Below are 23,933 nucleotides of genomic sequence, written 5' to 3'. Positions count from 1 at the left end.
GGTAGTGCTATGTTACTTGCAGGCAGGCGAGACACAAGAAGAATTCGTTGTTCTGCGGGAGATTTATTCAGATATTGAGCCGTGTTAAGAAGAGAAGAGGGCTAGCCTCTTCTCTTTTAAAGCTGGGACTAACTGGCTTTTTTTACCAGCGGCAGATCGAAGGCTTTACGCAGCGCACGGACAAAGGCTTTATCCTGGCAGATGGTTTTGCCCGGACTGTCGGAGAGTTTCGCTACCGGCTTGCCATTACACTCCACCAGCTTAATAACAATATTCAGCGGCTTAACGTCGGGAATATCACAAGTCAGGCGGGTGCCGATCCCAAAAATGACATTAGCTCTCTGACCAAAATGACGGTAAAGCTCCAGCGCTTTATCCAGATCCAGATTGTCAGAGAAGACTAAGGTTTTGGTTTGCGGATCGATGCCGAGCGTCTGGTAATGGGCAATGGCTTTCTCTCCCCATTCAACCGGATCGCCGGAGTCATGGCGCAGCCCCTGATAGCTGCTGGCAAAATGCTGACCGAAATCGCGCAGGAAGGCATCCATGGTAATACAGTCGGTCAGGGCTATCCCCAGACTGTCGGGATACTCCTCCAGCCAGGCCTGAAGCGCTGCCCGCTGGCTGTTTGCCAGCACCGGGCTGATCTGCTGATGCGCCTGGAACCATTCGTGGGCCTGGGTGCCGACAGGCGCAATATTGAGGCGGCGGGCAATATCATAGTTACTTGACCCGATAAGCCAGGGAAAATCCTGCTTCAGGGTGGTGACAATGGCGTTCTGTACTTCACGCGAGAAGCGCCGGCGGGTGCCGAAGTCCATCAGCTTGAAGCGTGACATATCCAGATCGGCGGTCAGTTTGCTGAAGTCAGCAAGCTTGCTTTGCAGCCGGTCAACGGCCATCCCGGACCCAATTTGGGGTGAACGATGACGATGAACCACTTCACTGATCAGCGCGAGAAGCGGCACTTCCCACATGATCACTTCACGCCAGGGTCCGCTGATGCGGATATCCAGTTTTCCCTGATGATTGCGCACCTCAACCTGAGCCGGATCGTAACGGAACTGACGCAGGAAAGTGAGATAGTCAGCCTTGAAGAAGGGCAGGGTGGCAAGATAGTCCGCCTCGTTGTCCGTCAGCGCCAGCGACTGCATCATGGCGATCTGCGCCGTTATCTCATCGGCATAGATGCCCAGCAGGTCGTCGCCCCGGCAGCGAAACTCGGCTACGACATTGACTTTCTGGTAGCGATGAAACACCGCCTGTTGCATATGAAGCTTATAGGCGTCGGTGTCCAGCATCGTGGTCAGTATCGGGGTAGCATGTCGTGTCATGGTGCGTTTCAGCATCCTCTGGCGAAGAGCGTTATCCCTGGTTAAATAAAAGAAAAAGTCGCAGGAGTATAACTCGAATACGGTGTGATTGTACTTGATCTCAGCATACATCAGCGCGCCAGGTCGAGGGCAATCTGTGCGCTTGTTAATGCAATGTAGCTTTTTAGCCTTTTCCCCGGCCCCGGTGCGATTCGACGTGGCAACATAACGCTAACAGGAATAGACTTGAAACGGATAACTAATTACTGACGTGAGAAGGACTTATGACGCAACTGCCACAAGCCAAGAATCGCCACGATTATCGTGCGCCGGATTACACTATCACCGACATCGATCTGACGTTTAATCTGGATGCCAGCACCACGCAGGTGACCGCCATCAGCCGCGTCAAACGTCTGGGCCCGGCGGATGCCGTACTCCGTCTGGATGGCGGCGATCTGACGCTGATTTCACTGGAAATCGACGAACAGCCCTGGCAGCACTACCGGCTGGAAAAGGATGCTCTGATTATTGAGCAGTTGCCTGAAACCTTCACGATGAAGATCGTCAACGAGATCCATCCTGATAAAAACACCGCGCTGGAAGGCCTCTATAAGTCCGGTGAAGCCCTCTGTACCCAGTGTGAGGCAGAAGGATTCCGCCATATTACCTGGTATCTCGATCGGCCTGACGTTCTGGCGCGTTTTACCACCACTATTATCGCTGAACAGACGCGTTATCCTTATCTGCTCTCCAACGGTAACCGGGTTGATGGCGGTCAGATGGAAGATGGTCGCCACTGGATGAAGTGGGAAGATCCTTTTCCAAAACCTTGCTATCTCTTTGCGCTGGTCGCGGGTGATTTTGATGTGCTGCGCGACAGCTTTACTACCCGCTCTGGCCGCGACGTGGCGCTGGAAATTTTTGTCGACCGCGGTAACCTCGATCGCGCCGACTGGGCGATGACCTCGCTGAAAAACAGCATGAAGTGGGATGAAGAGCGTTTCGGTCTGGAGTATGACCTTGATATCTTCATGATCGTTGCCGTCGATTTCTTTAATATGGGCGCGATGGAAAATAAAGGTCTGAACGTGTTTAACTCTAAATACGTTTTAGCCCGGGCTGAAACCGCCACGGACAAAGACTATCTCGGTATTGAAGCCGTGATTGGGCATGAATACTTCCACAACTGGACCGGTAACCGCGTTACCTGCCGGGACTGGTTCCAGCTGAGCCTGAAAGAGGGCCTGACCGTGTTCCGCGATCAGGAGTTCAGCTCCGATCTCGGATCGCGAGCGGTAAATCGTATTGATAATGTCCGCATTATGCGCGGCGCGCAGTTCGCGGAAGATGCCAGCCCGATGGCGCACCCTATCCGCCCTGAGCAGGTCATTGAGATGAACAACTTCTACACTCTGACGGTGTATGAGAAAGGTTCTGAAGTGATCCGCATGCTGCATACGCTGCTGGGAGAAGAGAATTTCCAGAAAGGCATGCAGCTCTATTTTGAGCGTCATGATGGCAGCGCGGCCACCTGCGATGACTTTGTTCAGGCGATGGAAGACGCCTCTAACGTCGATCTCTCCCAGTTCCGTCGCTGGTACAGCCAGTCCGGCACGCCTGTGCTTTCCGTTCGTGATGATTATAATCCCGAACTTGAGCAGTACACGCTCCATGTGACGCAGATGACGCCGCCAACGGCCGATCAGAAAGAGAAGCGTCCGCTGCATATCCCACTGGATATCGAACTTTATGACGGTGAAGGCAACGTCATTCCTTTACAGCATAACGGCCATCCTGTTCACAACGTGCTGAATGTGACTGAAGAGTTCCAGAGTTTCATCTTTGATAATGTCTATTACCAGCCGGTCCCTTCTCTGCTGCGTGAATTTTCCGCGCCGGTGAAGCTGGACTATAACTGGAGCGATGCGCAGCTTACCTTCCTGATGCGGCACGCACGTAACGACTTCTCCCGCTGGGATGCGGCACAAAGCCTGCTCGCAACGCATATCAAACTCAATATCGCCCGCTATCAGCAGGGTCAACCGCTCTCCGTTCCGCTGCACGTTGCCGATGCGTTCCGCGCCGTGCTGCTGGAGGAGAACAGCGATCCGGCCCTGATGGCGCTGATCCTCTCGCTGCCTGGCGAGAATGAAATTGCCGAACTCTTTGAGCAGATCGATCCGCAGGCGATCGCTGAAGTCCGTCATGCGCTGACCGGCTTGCTGGCAACCGAACTGGCCGACGAATGGCTGGCGGTTTATCACGCAAACCAGTGCAAAGAATATCGTATCGAACATGCTGATATTGGCAAACGTGCCCTGAAAAATGTCTGCCTCGGCTACCTGGCCTTTGGCGACGAGGCGCTGGCTGACAAACTGGTGAAAGCGCAGTTTGCTAAAGCAGATAATATGACCGACTCCCTGGCGGCCATGTCTGCGGCGGTAGCGGCGCAGCTGCCGTGCCGGGAAGCGCTGATGGCAGCGTTTGACGAACGCTGGCATCAGGATGGTCTGGTCATGGACAAATGGTTCGCGCTACAGGCTACCAGCCCGGCTGCCGACGTGCTGGAACGTATCCGTGCGCTGATGAATCACCGCTCCTTCACCCTCAGCAACCCGAACCGCGTCCGTGCGCTGATCGGCGCTTTTGCCTCCGCTAATCCTTCCGCGTTCCATGCAGAAGATGGCAGCGGCTACCGCTTTTTAGTGGAGATTCTGACCGATCTCAATACCCGTAATCCACAAGTGGCGGCAAGGCTGATTGAACCGCTGATCCGCCTCAAGCGTTACGATACAAACCGCCAGGCGCTGATGCGCGATGCGCTGGAGCAGCTGAAAGGGCTGGATAATCTCTCGGGCGATCTCTATGAGAAAATCACCAAGGCGCTGAATGCCTGACGTTAAGGCCTGGGCTTAACCACGCGTGAAGGCAAAAAGTGGGCGATTTCAGCCCACTTTTTTTATGCGCTGCGGTAAAACGGCCACTTAAAAGCACAGGCAGCCCACCGTTCAGAGCAGGCTGAAAAGCAGGATCGAAGTCAATGAAGCGGGATAATTGACGTCATTCCTTTTACTTTTTGGGAAAAGGACTTTACCTTTCTGTCCACGTTATTCCCGATCCCTTCAGGCATTCAGGAGCCTTCATGTATTACCCCCTCGTTCGAAAGGCGCTTTTCCAGCTCGATGCGGAGCGCGCGCATGAGCTTACGCTACAGCAGCTTCATCGTATTTCCGGTACGCCGCTTATTCATCTGATACGACAGACGCTGCCGTTCAGGCCGGTTAACTGCATGGGGCTGACCTTCAAAAACCCGCTGGGTCTGGCGGCCGGTCTGGATAAAAATGGCGAATGCATTGATGCGTTCGGCGCAATGGGGTTTGGCTTCGTGGAGGTTGGCACCGTCACGCCGCGTCCCCAGCCTGGTAATGATAAGCCCAGAATGTTCCGCGTACTGGAAGCGGAAGGGATCATTAACCGGATGGGATTTAATAATCTTGGCGTGGACAACCTGGTTGAAAACGTTAAGCGCTCACATTTTGACGGCATACTGGGTATTAATATTGGGAAAAATAAAGACACGCCGGTAGAGCAGGGAAAAGATGATTATTTAACCTGCATGGAAAAAATTTATCCTTATGCCGGTTATATTGCGGTGAATATTTCGTCGCCTAATACGCCTGGTTTACGCTCACTGCAATATGGCGAAGCGCTTGATGATCTGCTGATGGCGATAAAGGAAAAACAGCAGACGCTCGAGCAGCTGCATCATAAATATGTTCCCGTGGCGGTAAAAATTGCCCCCGATCTTTCTGAAGAAGAGCTGATACAGATCGCCGATAGTCTGGTTCGTCATAAAATTGATGGCGTCATTGCCACAAATACGACGCTTGATCGTTCTCTTGTCAGTGGACTTAAATATGCCGGAGAAGCGGGAGGATTAAGTGGTCGCCCCGTGCAGTCGCGCAGTACGGAGATCGTTCGCCGTCTCTCAGCCGAACTCCAGGGCAGGTTGCCGATCGTAGGCGTGGGCGGCATCGACTCATTGGTCTCCGCCCGGGAAAAAATAGCCGCAGGTGCTTCGCTGGTACAAATATATTCCGGCTTTATTTATAAAGGGCCACCGCTGATAAAAGAAATTGTGACCCATATCTGAGCCAGTATCGACATAAATATGCCAGGGGCTTTATTTTCGCCTCTGGCTCGTTTATATTTTGTCCTGTTTGGAAACTATCCTGAGCAGGATAATTTCCCGGGAAACGCCGTAAAATTTGGCCTGAATGGCGGATTAGCGTGCAGTCAGGCTTGCAGATAACAGGACAGATCATGAGGATTAAACCCGACGACAGCTGGCGCTGGCTTTATGACGCCGAATATGACCGCATGATGCTTGATTTGGCTGACGGGATGCTGTTCCGCTCACGTTTCTCCCGCAAGATGCTGACGCCGGACGCCTTCACCGTTTCCGGCTTTTGTGTGGATGATGCCGCGCTCTTTTTCAGCTTTGAAGAGAGCTGCCGTCGCTGCGAACTGAACGCCGATCAGCGGGCTGAACTGGTGCTGAATGCGCTGGTTGCGAGCCGCTTTCTCAAACCGCTGATGCCAAAAAGCTGGCATTTTGAAACGCGTCCTTCGGGCCATCCTCCCGCCGCCGGAGAGCTGGTCAGCGTAACGCTGTGTGAAACGGGTGAAACAGCCTGCCTGCTGGTGGTGGAAGCGGGTGAAAACGCCGCGCTTTGCCTGCTGGCGCAGCCTCAGCTGAGCCTCGCCGGACGCAGTATGGCGCTGGGGGATGCTATCAAAATCATGCACGACCGCCTTCAGCCTTTCGCCCGGGAAGAGCGCTTTTCCTTCGCAGCGGCCGTCTGATCGCTATTTTGCCATCAGAACGAGATCGCCCGCCGGAATACAGCTACAGCTGAGGATTGTTCCGTCATCGCGTACTGCGCCCTGCTTCATTGGCTGCACCTCGCCGGAAATCAGCCTGACCTTACAGCTGCCACAAATACCCGCGCGGCAGGAATAGGGGATTTTGTACCCCTGCATCTCCAGCTGCTCCAGCAGCACCTGCTGATTGTTTCCGCTAAACTCTTCACCCTCCCAGGCAACAGAAACGCGCTCTTCGGCATCGCGGCGTACATCAAGCGTTTCCGTCACGGCAGCAGCGCCATACTGACGTGGGCTTTGCGTTTCCAGAACCTCTAGTTCATCGCCAACGCGAAGGATCCCGCTGTTCCTGGCCATCAAATTCAGTCCAAAGTCGATATCACCGCTGCCGTCGGTCGCGCTGCGGAATTTTTGTAACGTAGCCAGAGGTTCGCCAGAGGGATGCTTGCGGCCATATTGCGGACTCACGGTAGTCAGTACGCAGCGGCTACAGGGTTTAGGGACGTCAAAAATGATGTCGCCAATACGTACGCTGGCCCAACTATCTTCTGCCCAGGGAGCCGCACCATCGATCACCAGATTAGGGCGAAACTGCGTTAATTTTGTTCCTGCCGGACAGCGCTGCCGCAGATCGTGCAGCGAGGCTTCATTGATCAGCAGGAAGGGATAGCCATCAGCGAATCCCAGCGGGGTTTGTCCGAAGCGCTTCACGCGGCGGGTCATCTCTGTCCCCACCCAGCGGAGCTGAACAGGGCGGGGGAAAAAGCCGCTCAGCCATTCATTGATTGCGGCCGGTGCGATCTGCGAAGTAAAGCGATTTCCCCACACTTCCGTTGGCGAGGCGTCCTGCTGAAAATCAGCAAGGCGGATAGTGGCGCTGCTGCCGTCCGGTGCCGCAAGAAAAAGACCGTCGGGCGTTAGCGCAGGCGTAAACAGCACCATTTCAGGATACTGGCGCGCGGTAATAAACGTGCCATCAGGGTCGGTAATCATGAAAACGCGGTCAAAGGCGAGTCCGCTTTCAAGCGCCTGCGCGTGTGAGACCTGGGTTCCCCGCATCGATTTCACAGGGTGAATAAACAGACGAGACAGGCCGATCATGATGCTCTCCAGCAGAATAGGGTCGGGAAAGAAAAAAAGCGCAATTGAGACGGTCGAAAAGAAGCTAACTTTATGACATAGGCCCGCGATTAGCTATAATGCGCAGCAATTTTCTGAAGACGATAAGTGACGCTATGAATTCTCTGTTTGCCAGTACGGCGCGTGGGCTCGAAGAGCTGTTGAAAACTGAACTGGAAGCGATGGGCGCGCAGGAGTGCCACATTGTCCAGGGCGGCGTGCATTATCAGGGCGACGATCGTCTGATGTACCAGAGCCTGATGTGGAGCCGCCTGGCTTCACGCATCCTGTTACCGCTGACCGAGTGCAGCGTCTATAGCGACCTGGATCTTTATCTGGGCGTACAGGCTATTGACTGGCCGGCCATGTTTGGCAGTGATAAAACCTTTGCCGTCCATTTTAGTGGCCTGAATGAGGTGATCCGTAACAGCCAGTACGGCGCCCTGAAGGTAAAAGATGCCATTGTCGACAGCTTCACGCGTAAGAATCTGCCGCGTCCTGACGTGGATCGCGAGCAGCCTGATATCCGCGTAAACGTCTGGCTGAATAAAGAAACCGCCAGTATTGCGCTCGATCTTAGCGGAGAAGGGCTGCACCAGCGTGGCTATCGTCAGCAAACCGGCCAGGCGCCGCTGAAGGAAAACCTTGCCGCCGCGATTGTCATGCGCTCTGGCTGGCAGGCGGGCACGCCGCTGGTCGATCCTATGTGTGGTTCAGGTACGCTGCTGATCGAAGCGGCAATGATCGCCAGCGATCGTGCGCCAGGCCTGCATCGTAACCGCTGGGGATTTACCGGCTGGAGCAAATTCGATCATGAGCTCTGGAAGGAAGTTTCCAGCGAAGCGCAGGTGCGCGCGCGCCGCGGCCTGCAGGAGAATAGCGCCCGCTTTTACGGCTACGATAATGATTCACGGGTAATTGAGCGCGCGCGTGCGAATGCGCGACATGCTGGCCTCTCGGAAATTATCAGCTTTACCGTTCAGGATGTGCTGAAGCTGACGAATCCGCTGCCGGAAGGCGAGACCGGCACCGTGCTGAGCAACCCTCCTTACGGCGAACGCCTGGAAAGCGAACCGGCACTGATTGCGCTGCACAGCCAGCTGGGGCGTCTGATGAAAAGCCACTTTGGCGGCTGGAACCTTTCCCTGTTCAGTGCCTCACCGGAGCTGCTGAGCTGCCTGCAGCTGCGCGCCGATCGTCAGTTTAAGGCGAAGAACGGCCCGCTGGACTGCGTACAGAAAAATTATCAGCTGGCGGCCAACTCGGCGGCAAATGTGGCTCAGATTGCGGAAGACTACGCTAACCGCCTGCGTAAGAACCTTAAAAAGCTGGAGAAGTGGGCACGGCAGGAAGGGATTGAATGCTACCGTCTGTATGATGCCGATCTGCCGGATTACAACGTGGCGGTTGACCGTTACGGCGACTGGGTTGTGGTACAGGAATATGCGCCGCCTAAAACCATTGAGCCAGCGAAGGCCCGTCAGCGGCTGTTTGACGTTATTTCCGCCACGCTGAGCGTGCTGGAGCTACCGGCCAACCGGCTGGTACTGAAGACCCGCGAACGTCAGAAAGGCAAAAGCCAGTATGAAAAAATGGGCGAAAAAGGCGATTTCTTTGAGGTCTCCGAATATAACGCCCGGATGTGGGTGAACCTGACGGATTATCTCGATACCGGCCTGTTCCTCGATCACCGTATTGCGCGTAAGATGCTGGGACAGATGAGCAAAGGGAAAGACTTCCTTAATCTGTTTGCCTATACCGGCACGGCAAGCGTCCATGCGGGCCTCGGCGGCGCACGCAGCACTACCACCGTCGATATGTCGCGGACTTATCTGGAGTGGGCTGAGCGCAATTTGCGCCTGAATGGCCTGACCGGTCGCCAGCACCGCCTGATGCAGGCAGACTGCCTGAGCTGGCTGCGCGAGTCTGACGAGCAGTTCGATCTGATCTTTATTGACCCGCCAACGTTCTCCAATTCAAAACGTATGGAGGAGAGCTTTGACGTACAGCGCGATCATCTGCTGCTGATGAAGGACCTTAAGCGACTGCTGCGTAAAGGCGGCACCGTCATGTTCTCCAATAACAAGCGCGGTTTCAAAATGGATCTGGAAGGCCTTGCCGGCCTGAAGCTCGTCGCGCAGGAAATTACCGCCAAAACCCAGTCGCAGGATTTTGCCCGTAACCGTCATATTCACAACTGCTGGCTGATTACTCACGCCGGTAAGGAATAAGTTTTATGTCATTAATCAGTATTCATGGTGCTTACCTGTCATTCAGCGATGCGCCGCTGTTGAATAACACTGAGCTTCATATTGAAGAAAACGAGCGCGTCTGTCTGGTCGGGCGCAACGGCGCCGGTAAATCGACGCTGATGAAAATCATCAACCGTGAACAGCCGCTTGATGATGGACGTATCATCTATGAGCAGGATCTGGTCATTGCACGTCTGCAACAGGATCCCCCGCGTAATGTAAAGGGATCGGTTTATGACTTCGTTGCTGAAGGCGTAAACGAGCAGGCGGAGTACCTGAAGGCTTATCACGCGATCTCTCATCTGGTGATGACCGATCCGAGTGAAAAGAATCTTGATGAGATGGGGCGTCTGCAAAGTATTCTCGATCACCAGAACCTCTGGCAGCTGGAAACGCGTATTCAGGACGTGCTCAAGCAGATTGGCCTGGACGGCGATGCGGCGCTGTCGTCGCTCTCCGGCGGCTGGCTGCGTAAGGCCGCGCTGGGGCGTGCGCTGGTCAGTAATCCACGCGTTCTGATGCTGGATGAGCCGACGAACCACCTGGATATTGAGACCATCGACTGGCTGGAAACGTTCCTGAAAACCTTCCAGGGCAGCATCATCTTTATCTCACATGACCGCTCCTTCATCCGCAATATGGCGACCCGCATTGTCGATCTCGATCGCGGCAAGCTGGTTTCCTGGCCGGGCGATTACGATCTGTTCTTAGTGGGTAAAGAGGAAGCGCTGCGGGTCGAGGAGATGCAGAACGCCGAATTCGATCGCAAACTGGCGCAGGAAGAGGTCTGGATCCGTCAGGGCATCAAAGCCCGACGCACCCGTAACGAAGGACGAGTCCGCGCGCTGAAGGCCTTACGTAACGAACGTTCAGAGCGTCGTGAAGTGATGGGCAAAGCCAATATGCAGGTGGGGGAGGCGAGCCGCTCCGGCAAAATCGTTTTCGAACTGGAAAATGTCAGCTACCGCGTTGGCGAAAAGCAGCTGGTCAGCGATTTCTCCGCTCAGGTACAGCGCGGCGACAAGATCGCTCTGATTGGCCCGAACGGCTGCGGAAAAACCACGCTGCTCAAGCTGATGCTCGATCAGCTTAAGGCAGACAGCGGGCGGGTGCATATCGGCACCAAACTGGAAGTGGCCTACTTCGATCAGCACCGCGCCGAGCTGGATCCCGATCGCACAGTGATGGACAACCTGGCGGAGGGCAAGCAGGAGGTGTTGGTCAACGGCAAACCGCGGCACGTGCTGGGCTATCTGCAAGACTTCCTGTTCCACCCAAAACGCGCCATGACGCCGGTCCGCGCGCTCTCCGGCGGAGAGCGTAACCGCCTGCTGCTGGCGCGCCTGTTCCTGAAGCCCAGCAACCTGCTGATCCTCGATGAACCTACCAACGATTTGGATGTGGAAACGCTGGAACTGCTGGAAGAACTGGTCGATGGCTATCAGGGTACGGTACTGCTGGTCAGCCACGATCGTCAGTTCGTGGACAACACGGTAACGGAATGCTGGATTTTCGAAGGCAATGGCGAAATTGGCGCTTATGTTGGCGGCTATCATGATGCCCAGCTTCAGCGGGCGGCATCGAAGCAAACCCGCAGTACGGCAAAAGCGGGCAGCGCGTCGCGTCAGGAGAGCGCAAAAGCTGAACCGGCCAGGCGGTCTGCCAGCAAGCTGAGCTATAATTTGCAGCGGGAGCTGGAGCAGCTGCCGCAAAAAATGGAGCAGCTGGAAAGTCATCTTGAAACGCTCCAGGCAAAAGTGGCCGACGGCGACTTCTTCAGTCAGCCTCATGAGGTGACCCAACCGGTGCTGGATGCGCTTTCACAGGCTGAGCAGGATCTGGAAGCCGCGTTTGAGCGTTGGGAATATCTCGAATCGTTAAAAAATGACTAATTAGTCAGAGGTGACCTATGTGTTCGTCGCACCAGGCTGAAAGATGGATGCTTTGCCCGCAGTGTGATCTGATGACGCAGTTGCCGGAACTGAAGCCGGGCAGCAAAGCCAGCTGCCCGCGCTGCGAAACCACGCTGGAATCGCGCTGGGTAGAGCCGCGCAAGCGGCCTACTGGCTATGCGCTGGCAGCCCTGTTTATGCTGCTTCTGGCGAATCTTTTTCCGTTTGTCACTATGCATGTTGCCGGCCTGAAGAGTGAAATCAGCCTCTGGCGTATTCCTGAGGTGATGGTTTCCGAGGATTACAGCAGCCTCGCCACGCTGTTTATTGTCTTTGTTCAGGCCGTGCCCGCGTTCTGCATGGTCTCTCTCCTGCTGCTTTTAAACAATGCCCCGTTGCCACACTCCCTGAAGCGTGGCCTGGCAAGGCTGCTGTTCCAGATAAAGAGCTGGGCGATGGCCGAAATTTTTCTGGCCGGCGTGCTGGTCAGCTTCGTCAAGCTGATGGCCTATGGCGATATCGGCACTGGCACCAGCTTTATCCCCTGGTGCCTGTTCTGTCTCCTGCATCTGCGCGCTTTTCAGTGTGTCGACAGACGCTTGCTGTGGCAGCAGATTGCGCCTGTGCCACCGCTCCCTGCCGCGCCGGAGCCCGGCGTAAGCGGACTCAGACAGGGTTTACGCTCCTGTCGCTGCTGTACGGCAGTGCTGGCGGCCGACCAGTTTATCTGTCCCCGGTGCGGAACGGCAGGGCATGTCCGGCGCAGGCACAGCCTGCAATGGACAATGGCTCTGTTGGTCACCTCTCTCATTCTCTATATTCCCGCGAATCTGATGCCGATAATGGTGACAGAATCGCTGGGCGATAAAATGCAATCCACGATTATGAGTGGCGTCATCCTGCTCTGGAGCGATGGTTCCTATCCGGTGGCGCTGGTCATTTTTATTGCCAGTATCATGGTACCTTCGCTGAAAATGCTGGCGATAGGCTGGCTATGCTGGGATGCAAACGGCCGGGGGCGCCACGACAGTGAAAAGATGCATAAAATTTACGAGGTGGTTGAATTTGTAGGCCGCTGGTCAATGATTGATGTTTTTGTCATCGCCGTGCTTTCTGCGCTGGTGCGCATGGGCCAACTGATGAGTATCTATCCCGCAGCGGGCGCGTTGCTGTTTGCGATGGTGGTGATCCTTACCATGTTCGCCGCCATGACATTCGACCCCCGCCTGACATGGGATCGTGAATCTGATAAAAGTTTTAAGGAGCCAAGCATTGAAGGAAAATAATCACGATGTCGCCAGGGTTGATAAAATAAGACGCTGGTCAACCGTCTGGATCATCCCCATCATTACCGTACTTATCGGCGCATGGATCCTGTTTTATCATTTCAGCCATCAGGGACCGCAGGTGACGCTAATCACCACCAATGCCGAAGGTATTGAAGGCGGTAAAACGGCCATCAAAAGCCGCAGCGTGGACGTTGGTGTTGTCGAAAGTGCGGTACTGACTGACGATCTGCACCACGTTGAGATCACCGCCCGGCTTAATTCTGGTATGGAGAAATTGCTTAAGGGCGACAGCGCCTTTTGGGTGGTAAAGCCGGCGATTGGCCGCGAGGGTGTGACCGGGTTAGGAACGCTTTTATCCGGTCCTTATATCGAGCTTCAGCCTGGTACTAAAGGTGAGGAGAAGGAGCGATACGATCTGCTGGATTCGCCACCGCTGGCGCCACCTGATGCAAAAGGGATCCGCATCACGCTCGACAGTAATAAAGCCGGACAGCTGACGCCTGGCGATCCAGTTCTGTTCCGTAGTTACCGGGTAGGGTCCGTTGAGACCAGTAATTTTGACGCTGATAAGCGCATGATGACCTATCAACTGTTTATCGGTGCGCCTTACGATCGTCTGGTTACCACCAACGTCCGTTTCTGGAAAGACAGCGGCATCGCTGTCGACATGTCCGCTTCCGGCATGCGTGTGGAAATGGGATCGCTGACCACGCTGTTTAGCGGTGGCGTCAGTTTTGACGTACCGGATGGCTGGGAGCTGGGGCAGGTTGCGCAGAATAAAGCGGAATATAAGCTCTTTGACGATCAGCGCAGCATCCAGGATTCGCTTTACACGGTACACAAAGATTACCTGATGTTCTTTGATGACTCCATTCGCGGCCTGCAGCCAGGAGCGCCGGTTGAGTTCCGCGGTATCCGTCTCGGCACCGTGGCGGAAGTGCCGTTTAAGACCCGGGATATCACCCAGCGTCTTGATACTGACTACCGCATCCCCGTGTTGATCCGTATTGAGCCGGACCGTTTCCAGAGTATGCTCGGCAAAGATTTCGACTTCGAACAGCACCTTAAGGACGGTATTAAATCGGGGCTGCGCGCTTCGCTAAAATCAGCCAATCTGCTGACCGGGTCACTCTATATCGATCTCGATTTTAACAGCAGTGCGAAACCGTTTACCGGGCCGTCATCCTTCGCTGGCTTTGAACTTATCCCGACCACGAGTGGTGGGCTGGCGCAGATTCAGCAGAAACTGATGGATGCGCTGGATAAAATTAATAATCTGCCGCTGAACCCGATGCTGAACCAGGCGACGGGAACGCTGAAAGAAAGCCAGCGAACCCTGCGGGAACTGCAGAAAACGCTGGATAATATCAACCAGATTACCGGCAGTCAGTCGATGAAGGATTTGCCGCAGGATATGCAGCAAACGCTTCGTGAACTGAATCGCAGCATGAAAGGTTTTCAGCCGGGCTCTCCGGCCTATACCAAATTGGTTGGCGATATGCAGCGCCTGGATCAGGTCATGCGCGAACTTCAGCCGGTACTGAAAACGCTGAACAGTAAGAGCAATGCACTGATATTCGAAGCAGAACCCGGTAAGGACCCACAGCCGAAGAGGGCGAAATAATGATGAGATGGATCCCCGTTGCGCTGGCGCTGATCGTCAGCGGCTGTAGCAGTACGATCGAGACCCACTATTACCAGCTTCCGTCCGCCAGCAATGCGGCGGCGGCAACCAGCAATAGTGCTGATACCTTGCGGCCCGCTGTATGGGTGGAACATGTCTCAGTGCCTGACTACCTCGCCGGAAACGGCGTGGTATACCAAAGCAGCGACGTACAGTATGTGATTGCCGCTAATAATCTCTGGGCCAGTCCGCTCGATCAGCAGCTCCAGCAGACGCTGGTGGCTAATCTGAGCGAAGCCCTGCCAGGCTGGCTGGTTTCCTCAATGCCGCTTGGCGAGCAGCAGGATAAACTAAATGTTAACGTTACCCATTTTCACGGTCGTTATGACGGGCAGGTGGTGATTGGGGGGGACTGGGTGCTTGAGCATGACGGTAAAATTACTAAGCGTCCATTTTCGCTGACGCTCCCGCAAAGTGAAGATGGCTATGGGGCGTTAGTGAGAACGCTGGCGAAAGGATGGCAGCAGGAAGCCGGTGCAATGGCGCAGGTTATCCGTACCATCAATTAATTATATTTAAGTTTCTTACCGGGCCTCTGTCTGCCGCAGAATACTATCTGCGAGCAGACAGAGGCTTTTTTGTTTTTCAAACAACACGTTATGTCCAGGAGGATTTTATTAACAGCTTAAGAAGCCTCTCATAATGATGTGGAAATATGACATTGGCGTGAAATTTGCGCGTTGATTTTTAAAACGGATAGCGCTAAATATGATGAGTGGCCGCATATTCTGTGACCACTGATTTCTTTCCACCAGATTCCACCTGACCTGAAGAGGGGATTACAGGCATGATGAAGAGACAGAAACGAGATCGGCTCGAACGGGCACATTCAAGAGGTTATCAGGCCGGTATTACCGGGCGCTCTAAAGAGATGTGTCCCTATCAAATGATAGATGCGAAGTCTCACTGGTTGGGAGGTTGGCGACAAGCCATGGAGGACAGGACGGTTACCACGTAATCTGACTGTTCATTCTGAAGGGAGAACCTCCGCCTGAGCGGAGGTTTTTCATTTCTGATGCTTAAAAAGCGGTGGTGTCCTTAAACAGGCCCACTTTCAGATCCGTTGCGGTATAGATAACGTGACCATCTACCAGCACTTCGCCATCTGCCACGCCCATCACCAGCTTGCGGTTAATCACGCGCTTGAAGTGGATACGGTAAGAGACTTTTTTCGCGGTTGGCAGAACCTGACCGGTGAATTTCACTTCACCCACGCCCAGCGCACGGCCCTTACCTTCAGCGCCTAACCAGCCAAGATAGAAGCCAACCAGCTGCCACATGGCATCCAGACCCAGGCAGCCCGGCATGACCGGATCGCCGATAAAATGACAGCCAAAGAACCACAGATCCGGATTAATATCCAGTTCGGCTTCAACAAAGCCTTTTCCGTAGTTACCGCCGTCTTCGGTCATTTTCACCACGCGGTCCATCATCAGCATGTTACCGGAGGGTAACGGTGGGCCTTCAGCGCCGAACAGTTCTCCACGGCCCGAGGCGATGAGGTCTTCTTTCGTATAGGATTCGCGTTTATCTACCATGTTGTTAATAAGCCTTATTTTAGTGAATCACGAAGGTTAGCGAACAGGTGTAAGCTGAACAAGTCCGATCAGCTCTGGTTAAACCAGTTCAGCCAGCGCAGCGGCCACGGTCGGTGACGTGCATCCTGCTGAGTGATTTGCGCAATGCGCTCCTGTATTAATTTTAGCAAACAAGGGCCGGTTTCCCGATCCCACTCTGCCCCTGTCAGGAGTGGCAGAGCTTCTTCGACGCTGCTAACCGCCCATATGTGGAACTTTCCTTCACGCACGGCGTCCACCACTTCCTGCTGGAGAGAGAGGTGCCGTACATTGGCCGCCGGCATAATTATGCCCTGACTGCCATTCAGACTACGTTGCTGACAAATATGGAAAAAGCCCTCAATCTTTTCATTCAGGCCGCCGACAGGCTGAACCCGCCCAAACTGATCGACCGAGCCCGTAACGGCAATTTGCTGCGTCAGCGGCTGCCCCGAAAGCGCACTGATCAGCGCGCACAGTTCGGCTAAAGAAGCGCTGTCGCCATCCACTTCTGAATAGGACTGCTCAAAGACGATAGAGGCTGAGAAGGGCAGCTGCTGGTCAAGCTCAAGTTCAGCAATGAGCCAGGCCTGCATAATCATCATGCCTTTTGCATGAATATTGCCGCCCAGTTCAGCCTTACGCTCCACGTCAGTGAACTCGCCGTCACCAATATGCACCACACAGCTGATGCGGGAAGGCTCACCGAAAGCGCGGGGATGGCCAGGGAACTCGATCACGGAGAGTGCATTGACCTGACCGACCATTTCGCCTTCAGTTTCAATCAGAATCTGGTCCAGCAGAATTTCATCACGCACGCGTTCGGCCAGAAAACCTTCGCGCCATTCACGGGTTTCCAGCGCCGTGCCCAGGCTCTCCCCGCTCAGTGTGCCGTCGCCGTGTAGCGCCGCGTCCTGAAGCTGGCGGGTAAGCCAGGCAGGGCAGAGTGGTAAAGTATCCTGATCGCCGGTATAGCGCACTGCTTCGCGGATCAGCACTGGCCAGAAATCCCCGTCGATGGGGCCGGCATTTTCGCTGGCCGCAACCTTCAGTACCCACTGCATCCACAGCCCGAGCGCTTCCCGATCGATGATTTGAATATTTTCTTCAAATTCGGAATAGAGCGCCTGTTCGGCAAGCTCCGGCTCCATCTCCTGGAAATCAGCAAGTGCATCGCGCTCACCGGTCAGGATCAGGCGGAACTTCATGGGTAATGAAGGAATAGTGACGGGTAAAGGCCGCGTCTCGTCAGGAGAGTGCCAGTCAAATCGCTGGGTAGTAAGGATCTGCTTCAGCCGTAGCCAGAGTAGTGGTTGTGCCAGCAGTGCGCGCAGGGAAAGAATAAGCGTACCGCCATTAGCCTTATGAACAAGGCCGGGTTCCAGTACGAGGTTTTCTTTCCAGAGGCGTACGCAGCCGAACAGCTGTTCGTTCTCTATCCAGTCCGCGCGATGGATACCACCCGTGCTGGCAAAATTATCCTGTTCTGACGTTGCGGGTTGTAAATCCACGGCGGTGCCGCTGAAATCGTAAGCCCCGCCGGTCAATACGGCTTCTTCCTCGTCGTTAAGCTCAACCATCACATCCTGAAGTAGAGCCTGATATTCTACATTTTCAGGCATTTTTATCAGCATCAGGGGGCGTTTAGCCGGCGTTTGCAGCAGGAGAGTCAGACCGTTATACAGACGCGATTGCACAGCCGCAAAACAGCTGATATCGGCATCAGGCGCCTGTGCGTTCGGGGGCTGTAATCCGTCGGTAACGGGCTGTAGGGCATGCCATTCAAGTCTGTTGTTGGTCAAAGTTATCGTATTTTTCTGAAATGAATAAAAGCGGCATTATACAATAATTCAGTCTTTTAAGCACCGCAGACGTGCACTTCGCCTGATGTTCAGGCAGGGATTGCGATATTCGCCCCGTTTTCTCTGCCGCAGGGCTAAAAAAAGCTGTTATTCTAAGGCCGTTATGAAGTCAGCATGAGATTCCGATGAAATATCAGCAGCTGGAAAACCTTGAGAGCGGTTGGAAATGGAAATACCTGGTGAAAAAACACCGGGAGGGAGAATCGATCACCTGCTATCTGGAATACAGCGCGGCGCAGGCGGCCGTTAGTGAGCTACTCGCAATGGAAAATAATCCGGCAAATGTGCTTTCCTGGATAGGTAAGCATATTAATCCAGCGCTGGAAAACCGGATGAAGCAGACGATCCGGGCCCGTCGTAAAAGACATTTCAACGCTGAGCATCAGCACACGCGTAAAAAATCGATCGACCTTGAATATCTCGTCTGGCAAAGGCTGGCGGGACTGGCGCAGCGGCGTAACTGCACTCTTTCTGAAACGGTGGTTCAACTGATTGAAGATGCGGAGCGCAAAGAGAAATACGCCACTCAGATGTCTTCTCTGCGGGAAGATTTGCAGGCGATATTAGGTAAACCGGAAGCAGAATAACGGGAAACCGTGAAACTTTGCTTCGCTGCCTGACAGCAGTCCAGAAAAAAGAAAACCCCGCCAGGGCGGGGTTTTTTCATCAAAGGAAACTTAGCCCTGTGGCTGAGTTACAACGTCTTTGATGCCTTTAACTTCGATTTCTACGCGACGATCCGGTGCCAGACATTCGATCAGGGCATTACGGCCTTTCACGCTGTCACAGGTGTTGCCGGTAACTGGGTCAGATTCGCCCATACCGCGTGCAGAGATCTTGTCAGCAGGGATGCCTTTAGAAACGAGGTAGTCTACAACAGACTGAGCGCGTTTTTCAGACAGCTTCTGGTTGTACTGCTCGGAACCGATACGGTCGGTGTAACCCAGAACAACAACGGAACCGTCTTTAGGATCCATTGAGCTCAGCTGGGTGTACAGCTGGTCCAGAGCCTGCTGGCCTTCAGACTTCAGGGAAGCCTTGTTGAAGGTGAACAGTACGTCAGACTTCAGGGTGAAACGCTTGGTTTCAACAACTGGAGCTGGCGCTGGCGCTGGCGCAGGGGCTGGAGCCATGTCGTCCTGACCAAAGCGGTAGGAAACACCCAGGCTCAGCATGCCGTTATCTGGACGCGTACCAACGGTGTTTGCATCACCGATGTTGTTAACCCACTGGTAGTCCAGACGAGTTGCCCAGTTTTTGGTCAGCGCGTATTCAACACCAACGGCTGCCAGCGGAGAAACGCCGGTGTCGTGGTCGCTGATGCGGTTGCCGGTAGCAGTAACCTGCTGAGTGGAGTCTGCACGCCATACCATGCCGCCCAGACGCGTGTACACGTCCAGATCGTCCATGACAGGGTAGCTCAGTTTAGCGGCCAGCTGAACGCCCTGCGCTTTGAATGCGCCGTTAACTTCGTTGCCTTTGTTAGGCATACGACCCAGCCAGTCATAACCCAGTTCAAAACCCAGATACTGGTTAGCCTGATAACCAACAAAAGCACCAGCGCCGAGCTGACTTTCGTGAGTTGGGCCGTCGTTGTTAGTGTAACCATTACCGTAGTAACCCGTGTCATGGTACTGAGACCAGCCCAGTTTAGCACCGGTATACCAGGTGTCATCTTTAGGGGCGGCCTGCGCTACGGTAGCGAAGCCAGCCAGTGCCACTGCAATTGCGATAGCTGTCTTTTTCATTTTTGCGCCTCGTTATCATCCAAATAGGCAATGAGCTTTCATTAGCTCTTTGATTTAATCCTTCGCCGGGTTATGAAGCTCACTGTGACTCATCCAAAAAACGGTGAATATTGAGCACCCTGGCGACGTAAAGTCTACAACGTACCAGCAAACTTACAAGTATGATGTGAGGCGAGAGGATAAAAAAACAGCCGTTCATACACACATTTTCATATTTCTAAACGAGATATAACTGTTAACGGAAGTTCAAAAACATCGCTAACCCATTGTCTCAGCGCGTCATAGTAGAATCAGAGGCTTATCACAGTTCCGAAAGAAATCCCTCGTGAGAAAATTCCCATTTTTACTTAATGATACAAACTAGAATGAATTTTTAGCTCATGGCAGGGTCTGGAGGAGGCAATTTTGACCCGGTCGGGGCGCATAATTAACCCCAGGGCCTGGCCGCGCGAAGCCGCTTTTTCCAGGTTGCGGCGATCTTCTTCTGAAATTTCTTCAGGCAACCATCCCAAAACGACACTGTAATTACCGGTTTGTAAGGCTTTTATCATCGCTTCGACGCAGGTAATTGCGCCTGACTGATGTACCTGCATCACTTTATCCAGCGGCAAGCCCGATGCCACCAGCCAGCTACGGCTCAGTTTCTGCTGAGGCGTCAGCCACAGCTGCCAGCGCGACTGCGTTCCTAACTGTTGCAGCAGCGGCAGAAGCAGCATTTGCGTTAAACCAGGCTGATCCTCGCGATAGATCAGTTCGCTGATAAGTCCGGCCGCTGGCGCGCACTGGGTCGCGGCGCTATGGGAGGCCTGACGAAAGCGGCGGTAAACAGAAGAAGGTTTCAGTGAAGGGGTATGCATTATGGCTTCGCTCGCTGCGTTACTGTATGGATGTACAGTATATGGAGGTAGGCTAAAGATCAACCTTATTTTCCTGAAAACGCTTCGCAAAAATACAATGTAAACGACCGCAACGTCATTTATTCATTGAACGCGTAACGGTTAATGCCTATTTTCGCAGCAACCACAGAAACGGAAGTATGCGGCGTACGGGCCTAAAAAAGGGAGAAAGCAATGCGTGACTCAAAGCGGAAAATTGAACGAGCCAAGCAGTATCTTAACGCGCTGGGGGAGATAAGCAGCCGGAGCCAGTTTGGCGGGTACAGCTTGTCTGTCGAAAAAGTGGTGTTTGCCCTGGTTGCGGAGGGGGAACTCTACTTACGGGCATGTGAACAGGTTAAGCCCTATTTTATTCAGCGTCAGATGGCGATGCTTCATTTCAACAAGCGAGGCATTCCGGTGGAGATGGACTACTACCGCGTGGACGAAACGTTATGGCAGCAACCCGAACAGCTGATAGCACTGTCCCAGCTCTGTCTGGCGGGCGCGCAACGCCAGCGGCATCATCATCAGAATAACCGACGCCTGAAAGATTTACCCAACCTTTCCATGCGGCTTGAGCTGCAGCTCAGACGGGCCGGTATAGAAAGCGTGGATAAGCTGAAAGAGCAGGGGGCAAGAGCGTGCTGGCTCCTGCTACGGCAGAGTAATAAGAACCTCAGTATTAATGTCCTTTTCGCGCTGGAAGGTGCCATCCTTGGCCGCCATCAGCAAGCATTACCTGAAAGCGTTAAGGATGAGTTACGCCGCTGGTACAACACGGCGGCAACTCAGCCTTCCCAGCTTGCAGACTAAGCGGCGTGGTTATTGGCTGAAACTTGTTTTTTCAGCAGGGCAAGTTCCGGAAGCAGGCCCACCAGCAAGCCGACCTGCTGGAGCACCAGCGGCTCTTTTGTTGCCGGGTCGGCTTCCATCACTGCAATGCGTTCAGCGATATTGGCCAGCCGTTGTTCCGCTTTTTGCTCACTTACGCTGTCGGCATGGAGAAGATCGTCGACATAACAGACAGCATCATCCATCAGCTGCAACATGGCTGGGCGGGAAAGTTGTTCGCGGTGCGCGCCAAGCGCTGAAATGTAGCTGAGAAAAGAGTGATTCAGGCAGAGAAGCCGGAACGCCTTCTCGCGCAGTCCCACACCCGCATTTTTTTCAGCAGAGATGTTGGAGACGACCGAGGCGAGTTCCGCATCGCTGTTGTGGGCATCGCGCCTGGCGATACGATAGTCGAGCCGGTTGTCTTTGCCCTGATGGTATTGCACCAGTATCGCATCGAGATAGCGGCAGTTGGCGTTAAGCGTGCGCTTCGCCACCGCAGACAGGCGGCGAAAACGCCAGTCCGGCCAGATGAACGCCACTGCCAGCCAGGCGATTCCGCATCCCAGCAGCGTATCGATGATACGCGGCACGGCCACTTCGAAACCTTCACCCAGCAGATTAAAACAGAACAGGACCAGCAGGGTGATAAACATGGTGGCGTGAGCATACTGAGACTGACGGAAGGCAAAAAACAGTACGCCAGTGACCACAATCAGGATCAGCTGTCCCTCAACCGAGGGGACCAGCCAGAGCAGCGGCAGGCCCAGGATGATGCCGGCAACCGTTCCGGCTATCCGCAGCGCCAGGCGGCGTTTGGTCGCATTATAATTAGGCTGGCAGACAAAAAGGCTGGTGAGCAAAATCCAGTAGCCGTGCTCAAGTCCGGTGATCTGAATAAAGGCATAGCCGGTGCAGAGCAGGAGTGACATGCGGACGGCGTGACGAAACAGGGGGGATTCGGGCGTCAGGTGTCCGATAATGCGTAACCGGATATCCGCCCAGCCGGTCAGCCCCTCGCTGGAGAGAGTGCGATTACGCTCGTCATCACTATCCGCCAGGCCTTGTTCAGATTCTATCGTTGCCAGCTGCGCATCAATCGCTTTGAGATTGCTGAGCAGATAATGCATTGCCTTAAGATCGGGACTTTCAGGCTGTGCCTGGCTGAGTTTTTCGAGAGCGGCGTTCAGATGCTGGAAAGCGCGTTCGAACCTGGCATCATGCTGATAAATTTCCCGCATCAGGATGCAGTTTGCGAGCTGACGGCAGGCTCTGGCCTGTAAGGTCAGCAGCCGCTGGAAGCGGAACAGGATATCGCTGTAGCGATATTCCTGGCGTAGTACCTGATACCGGGCATGGGAGGAGCTTGCGCGCTCATGGATATCCTGAGCCACAAAGTAATAGTGCAGCGTACGGCGCGTGCCTCGCTGGCCTCGATCGCCTTTCAGGCGGGACTGGATAGAAATTTTCGCCTGATTGAGCGTGGCGACAAGCTGACTGTTGGTCATGGCTACATCGATCAGCGACGCATTATCGTTATCTTCCATATCGGGATCGAACAGGCCTGCTTTTGCATCCAGGTAGGCGGCAAGCCCCTCAAAACAGCGGGCAATATTGACCTGAAGCGGACGGACGGGGAAGAGAATATGCCCCGCCAGCGTCAGCAAGTTGTACCAGATTGCACCAGCCAGCAGCAGGGCAGGCTGAAGATACCACTGCTGAAAAAGCCCCAGCCCCAGTAGCGTATAGATAGCGATGAGGAGCGCACCAAACGCTATCGTCGCATAGCGCTGCCCCAGCGCCCCCAGCAGAATAAATCCCCATGTTGACAGTGCCAGCCCAAGGGTAAACAGCCAGGGCATGGGTGAAAGCAGCTCCACGGAAACCGACGCGATGCAGAAACAGAGGAGCGTTATAAACAGATTACGCAATCTCCCGCTCAGGCGATCGTCAAGGTCAGCCAGCGCCGCTGCGACCACGCCAAGCGTCAGGGGAATGGTCCAGGCGATCTGATCAAGCCACCAGGGAACACCAGCCGTACCCGCCAGCGCAATAAAAATACGCAGGTTATAAAGGAGGGCGCTGTTATAAGCGTAGCGCCGGAGATCCGGCGTAAGCATTTTTAACATTAGGGTACTCAGTTAAAGCGGCTACGGGCGTTCGCTTCACGAGCGGCCTTAGCCACTTCAACAGAAACGACACGGCGTCCGACTGGCCAGAGTGCAATGGCGGCAATTTTGAAGTTCGCAATGCCCACCGGGATACCAATCAGCGTAATACACTGAGCGATACCGGTCATTATGTGCATCAGGCAAAGCCACCAGCCAAAGAAAATCAGCCAGAACAGATTCAGCACTGTTCCGCCGGAATTCATGATGACGCTTTTTTTATCGGGGTTGAGCATATCAACATGTACGGCTTCATTACCGTAGGGCAGCAGCGACAGGCGGGTTATCTCCCAGCAGGATCGCGTCAGCGGTAGCGTAAAGATAAAAACAATGCTGGCGAGCGTGGCGATTAGCCAGCTGAAGGTGGTCAGAAATCCGCCCAGGACAAAGTTGAGAATGTTCAGAACCGTACGCATTAATCGAAATCCTTCTGGTATGCGGAAAAGTATAAGTC

At 54.1% G+C, this 23,933-nt stretch carries 19 protein-coding genes; 11 read left to right on the top strand and 8 right to left on the bottom strand.

What is annotated here, in order from left to right:
- Positions 1 to 128: 128 nt before the first annotated feature.
- The gene (pncB, locus tag AAH446_RS04420) at positions 129 to 1,349 is read right to left on the bottom strand and encodes a nicotinate phosphoribosyltransferase (protein WP_342905482.1); all 1,221 of its coding nucleotides are present in this window, start codon (positions 1,347 to 1,349) and stop codon (positions 129 to 131) included.
- 248 nt (positions 1,350 to 1,597) lie between these two features.
- Between pncB and pepN the strand changes: the two genes are divergently transcribed.
- From pepN to AAH446_RS04405, 3 genes are all read left to right on the top strand, one after another.
- Positions 1,598 to 4,213 carry an aminopeptidase N gene (gene pepN / locus AAH446_RS04415; RefSeq protein WP_342905481.1) on the top strand — a complete coding sequence of 872 codons (2,616 nt, stop codon included), beginning with the start codon at positions 1,598 to 1,600 and terminating at the stop codon, positions 4,211 to 4,213.
- Between the two features lie 245 nt (positions 4,214 to 4,458).
- Positions 4,459 to 5,469, top strand: a complete 1,011-nt coding sequence (gene pyrD / locus AAH446_RS04410; RefSeq protein ID WP_342905480.1) for a quinone-dependent dihydroorotate dehydrogenase — start codon at positions 4,459 to 4,461, stop codon at positions 5,467 to 5,469.
- Positions 5,470 to 5,639: 170 nt separating this feature from the next.
- Entirely contained in the window at positions 5,640 to 6,182 is a 543-nt protein-coding gene (locus AAH446_RS04405) for a cell division protein ZapC (RefSeq protein WP_342905479.1), read from the top strand.
- A gap of 3 nt (positions 6,183 to 6,185) precedes the next feature.
- Here AAH446_RS04405 and AAH446_RS04400 read toward each other — a convergent pair whose 3' ends face one another.
- Positions 6,186 to 7,301 carry a YcbX family protein gene (locus AAH446_RS04400; RefSeq protein ID WP_342905478.1) on the bottom strand — a complete coding sequence of 372 codons (1,116 nt, stop codon included), beginning with the start codon at positions 7,299 to 7,301 and terminating at the stop codon, positions 6,186 to 6,188.
- Between the two features lie 134 nt (positions 7,302 to 7,435).
- On the opposite strand from AAH446_RS04400, the gene rlmKL reads away from it, so the two are divergent.
- The 6 genes from rlmKL to rmf all read left to right on the top strand — a co-directional run bounded on the left by rlmKL (position 7,436) and on the right by rmf (position 15,394).
- Positions 7,436 to 9,550: a bifunctional 23S rRNA (guanine(2069)-N(7))-methyltransferase RlmK/23S rRNA (guanine(2445)-N(2))-methyltransferase RlmL gene (gene rlmKL, locus AAH446_RS04395; protein ID WP_342905477.1), complete on the top strand. Its 2,115-nt coding sequence runs from the start codon at positions 7,436 to 7,438 to the stop codon at positions 9,548 to 9,550.
- A gap of 5 nt (positions 9,551 to 9,555) precedes the next feature.
- Complete coding sequence (locus AAH446_RS04390) at positions 9,556 to 11,463, top strand: ABC transporter ATP-binding protein (protein ID WP_342905476.1); 1,908 nt, start codon at positions 9,556 to 9,558, stop codon at positions 11,461 to 11,463.
- 17 nt (positions 11,464 to 11,480) lie between these two features.
- Positions 11,481 to 12,749, top strand: coding sequence for a membrane integrity-associated transporter subunit PqiA (pqiA, locus tag AAH446_RS04385; RefSeq protein ID WP_342905475.1), 1,269 nt, complete (start codon positions 11,481 to 11,483; stop codon positions 12,747 to 12,749).
- Positions 12,736 to 14,376: an intermembrane transport protein PqiB gene (gene pqiB / locus AAH446_RS04380; protein ID WP_342905474.1), complete on the top strand. Its 1,641-nt coding sequence runs from the start codon at positions 12,736 to 12,738 to the stop codon at positions 14,374 to 14,376. Before pqiA ends, pqiB begins: the two co-directional genes overlap by 14 nt.
- Positions 14,376 to 14,945 (top strand): membrane integrity-associated transporter subunit PqiC, encoded by a 570-nt coding sequence (gene pqiC, locus AAH446_RS04375; protein WP_342905473.1) that lies wholly within the window; start codon positions 14,376 to 14,378, stop codon positions 14,943 to 14,945. The genes pqiB and pqiC overlap by 1 nt, the downstream gene beginning before the upstream one ends.
- Before the next feature lie 281 nt (positions 14,946 to 15,226).
- The gene (gene rmf / locus AAH446_RS04370; protein WP_071995449.1) at positions 15,227 to 15,394 is read left to right on the top strand and encodes a ribosome modulation factor; all 168 of its coding nucleotides are present in this window, start codon (positions 15,227 to 15,229) and stop codon (positions 15,392 to 15,394) included.
- Between the two features lie 61 nt (positions 15,395 to 15,455).
- Here rmf and fabA read toward each other — a convergent pair whose 3' ends face one another.
- Together fabA and AAH446_RS04360 are read right to left on the bottom strand one after the other, a co-directional pair.
- Positions 15,456 to 15,974 carry a bifunctional 3-hydroxydecanoyl-ACP dehydratase/trans-2-decenoyl-ACP isomerase gene (gene fabA / locus AAH446_RS04365; protein ID WP_338562673.1) on the bottom strand — a complete coding sequence of 173 codons (519 nt, stop codon included), beginning with the start codon at positions 15,972 to 15,974 and terminating at the stop codon, positions 15,456 to 15,458.
- Between the two features lie 68 nt (positions 15,975 to 16,042).
- Positions 16,043 to 17,794: a Lon protease family protein gene (locus tag AAH446_RS04360; protein ID WP_342905472.1), complete on the bottom strand. Its 1,752-nt coding sequence runs from the start codon at positions 17,792 to 17,794 to the stop codon at positions 16,043 to 16,045.
- A gap of 185 nt (positions 17,795 to 17,979) precedes the next feature.
- On the opposite strand from AAH446_RS04360, the gene matP reads away from it, so the two are divergent.
- Positions 17,980 to 18,441, top strand: a complete 462-nt coding sequence (gene matP / locus AAH446_RS04355; RefSeq protein ID WP_342905471.1) for a macrodomain Ter protein MatP — start codon at positions 17,980 to 17,982, stop codon at positions 18,439 to 18,441.
- Positions 18,442 to 18,531: 90 nt separating this feature from the next.
- Here matP and ompA read toward each other — a convergent pair whose 3' ends face one another.
- Positions 18,532 to 19,602, bottom strand: coding sequence for a porin OmpA (gene ompA, locus AAH446_RS04350; RefSeq protein WP_342905470.1), 1,071 nt, complete (start codon positions 19,600 to 19,602; stop codon positions 18,532 to 18,534).
- Between the two features lie 347 nt (positions 19,603 to 19,949).
- Positions 19,950 to 20,459 (bottom strand): SOS-induced cell division inhibitor SulA, encoded by a 510-nt coding sequence (gene sulA, locus AAH446_RS04345; RefSeq protein WP_342905469.1) that lies wholly within the window; start codon positions 20,457 to 20,459, stop codon positions 19,950 to 19,952.
- A 213-nt stretch (positions 20,460 to 20,672) separates the two neighbouring features.
- Here sulA and AAH446_RS04340 point away from each other — a divergent pair, with 213 nt between their 5' ends.
- On the top strand, positions 20,673 to 21,293 hold the full coding sequence (locus AAH446_RS04340; protein WP_342905468.1) for a TfoX/Sxy family DNA transformation protein: 621 nt from the start codon (positions 20,673 to 20,675) through the stop codon (positions 21,291 to 21,293).
- On the opposite strand, the gene yccS is transcribed toward AAH446_RS04340, so the two are convergent.
- Both yccS and AAH446_RS04330 read right to left on the bottom strand, forming a co-directional pair.
- Positions 21,290 to 23,440 carry a YccS family putative transporter gene (gene yccS, locus AAH446_RS04335; protein ID WP_463322767.1) on the bottom strand — a complete coding sequence of 717 codons (2,151 nt, stop codon included), beginning with the start codon at positions 23,438 to 23,440 and terminating at the stop codon, positions 21,290 to 21,292. The genes AAH446_RS04340 and yccS overlap by 4 nt on opposite strands.
- Positions 23,441 to 23,448: 8 nt before the next feature.
- Entirely contained in the window at positions 23,449 to 23,895 is a 447-nt protein-coding gene (locus AAH446_RS04330; protein WP_342905467.1) for a YccF domain-containing protein, read from the bottom strand.
- Positions 23,896 to 23,933: the final 38 nt, after the last annotated feature.

Origin of the sequence: Erwinia psychrophila (assembly GCF_039023475.1) — a bacterium.
Lineage (GTDB): Bacteria > Pseudomonadota > Gammaproteobacteria > Enterobacterales > Enterobacteriaceae > Erwinia.
The sequence above is the reverse complement of the archived record's forward strand: the minus strand, read 5'-3'. Positions and strand labels throughout refer to the sequence as shown.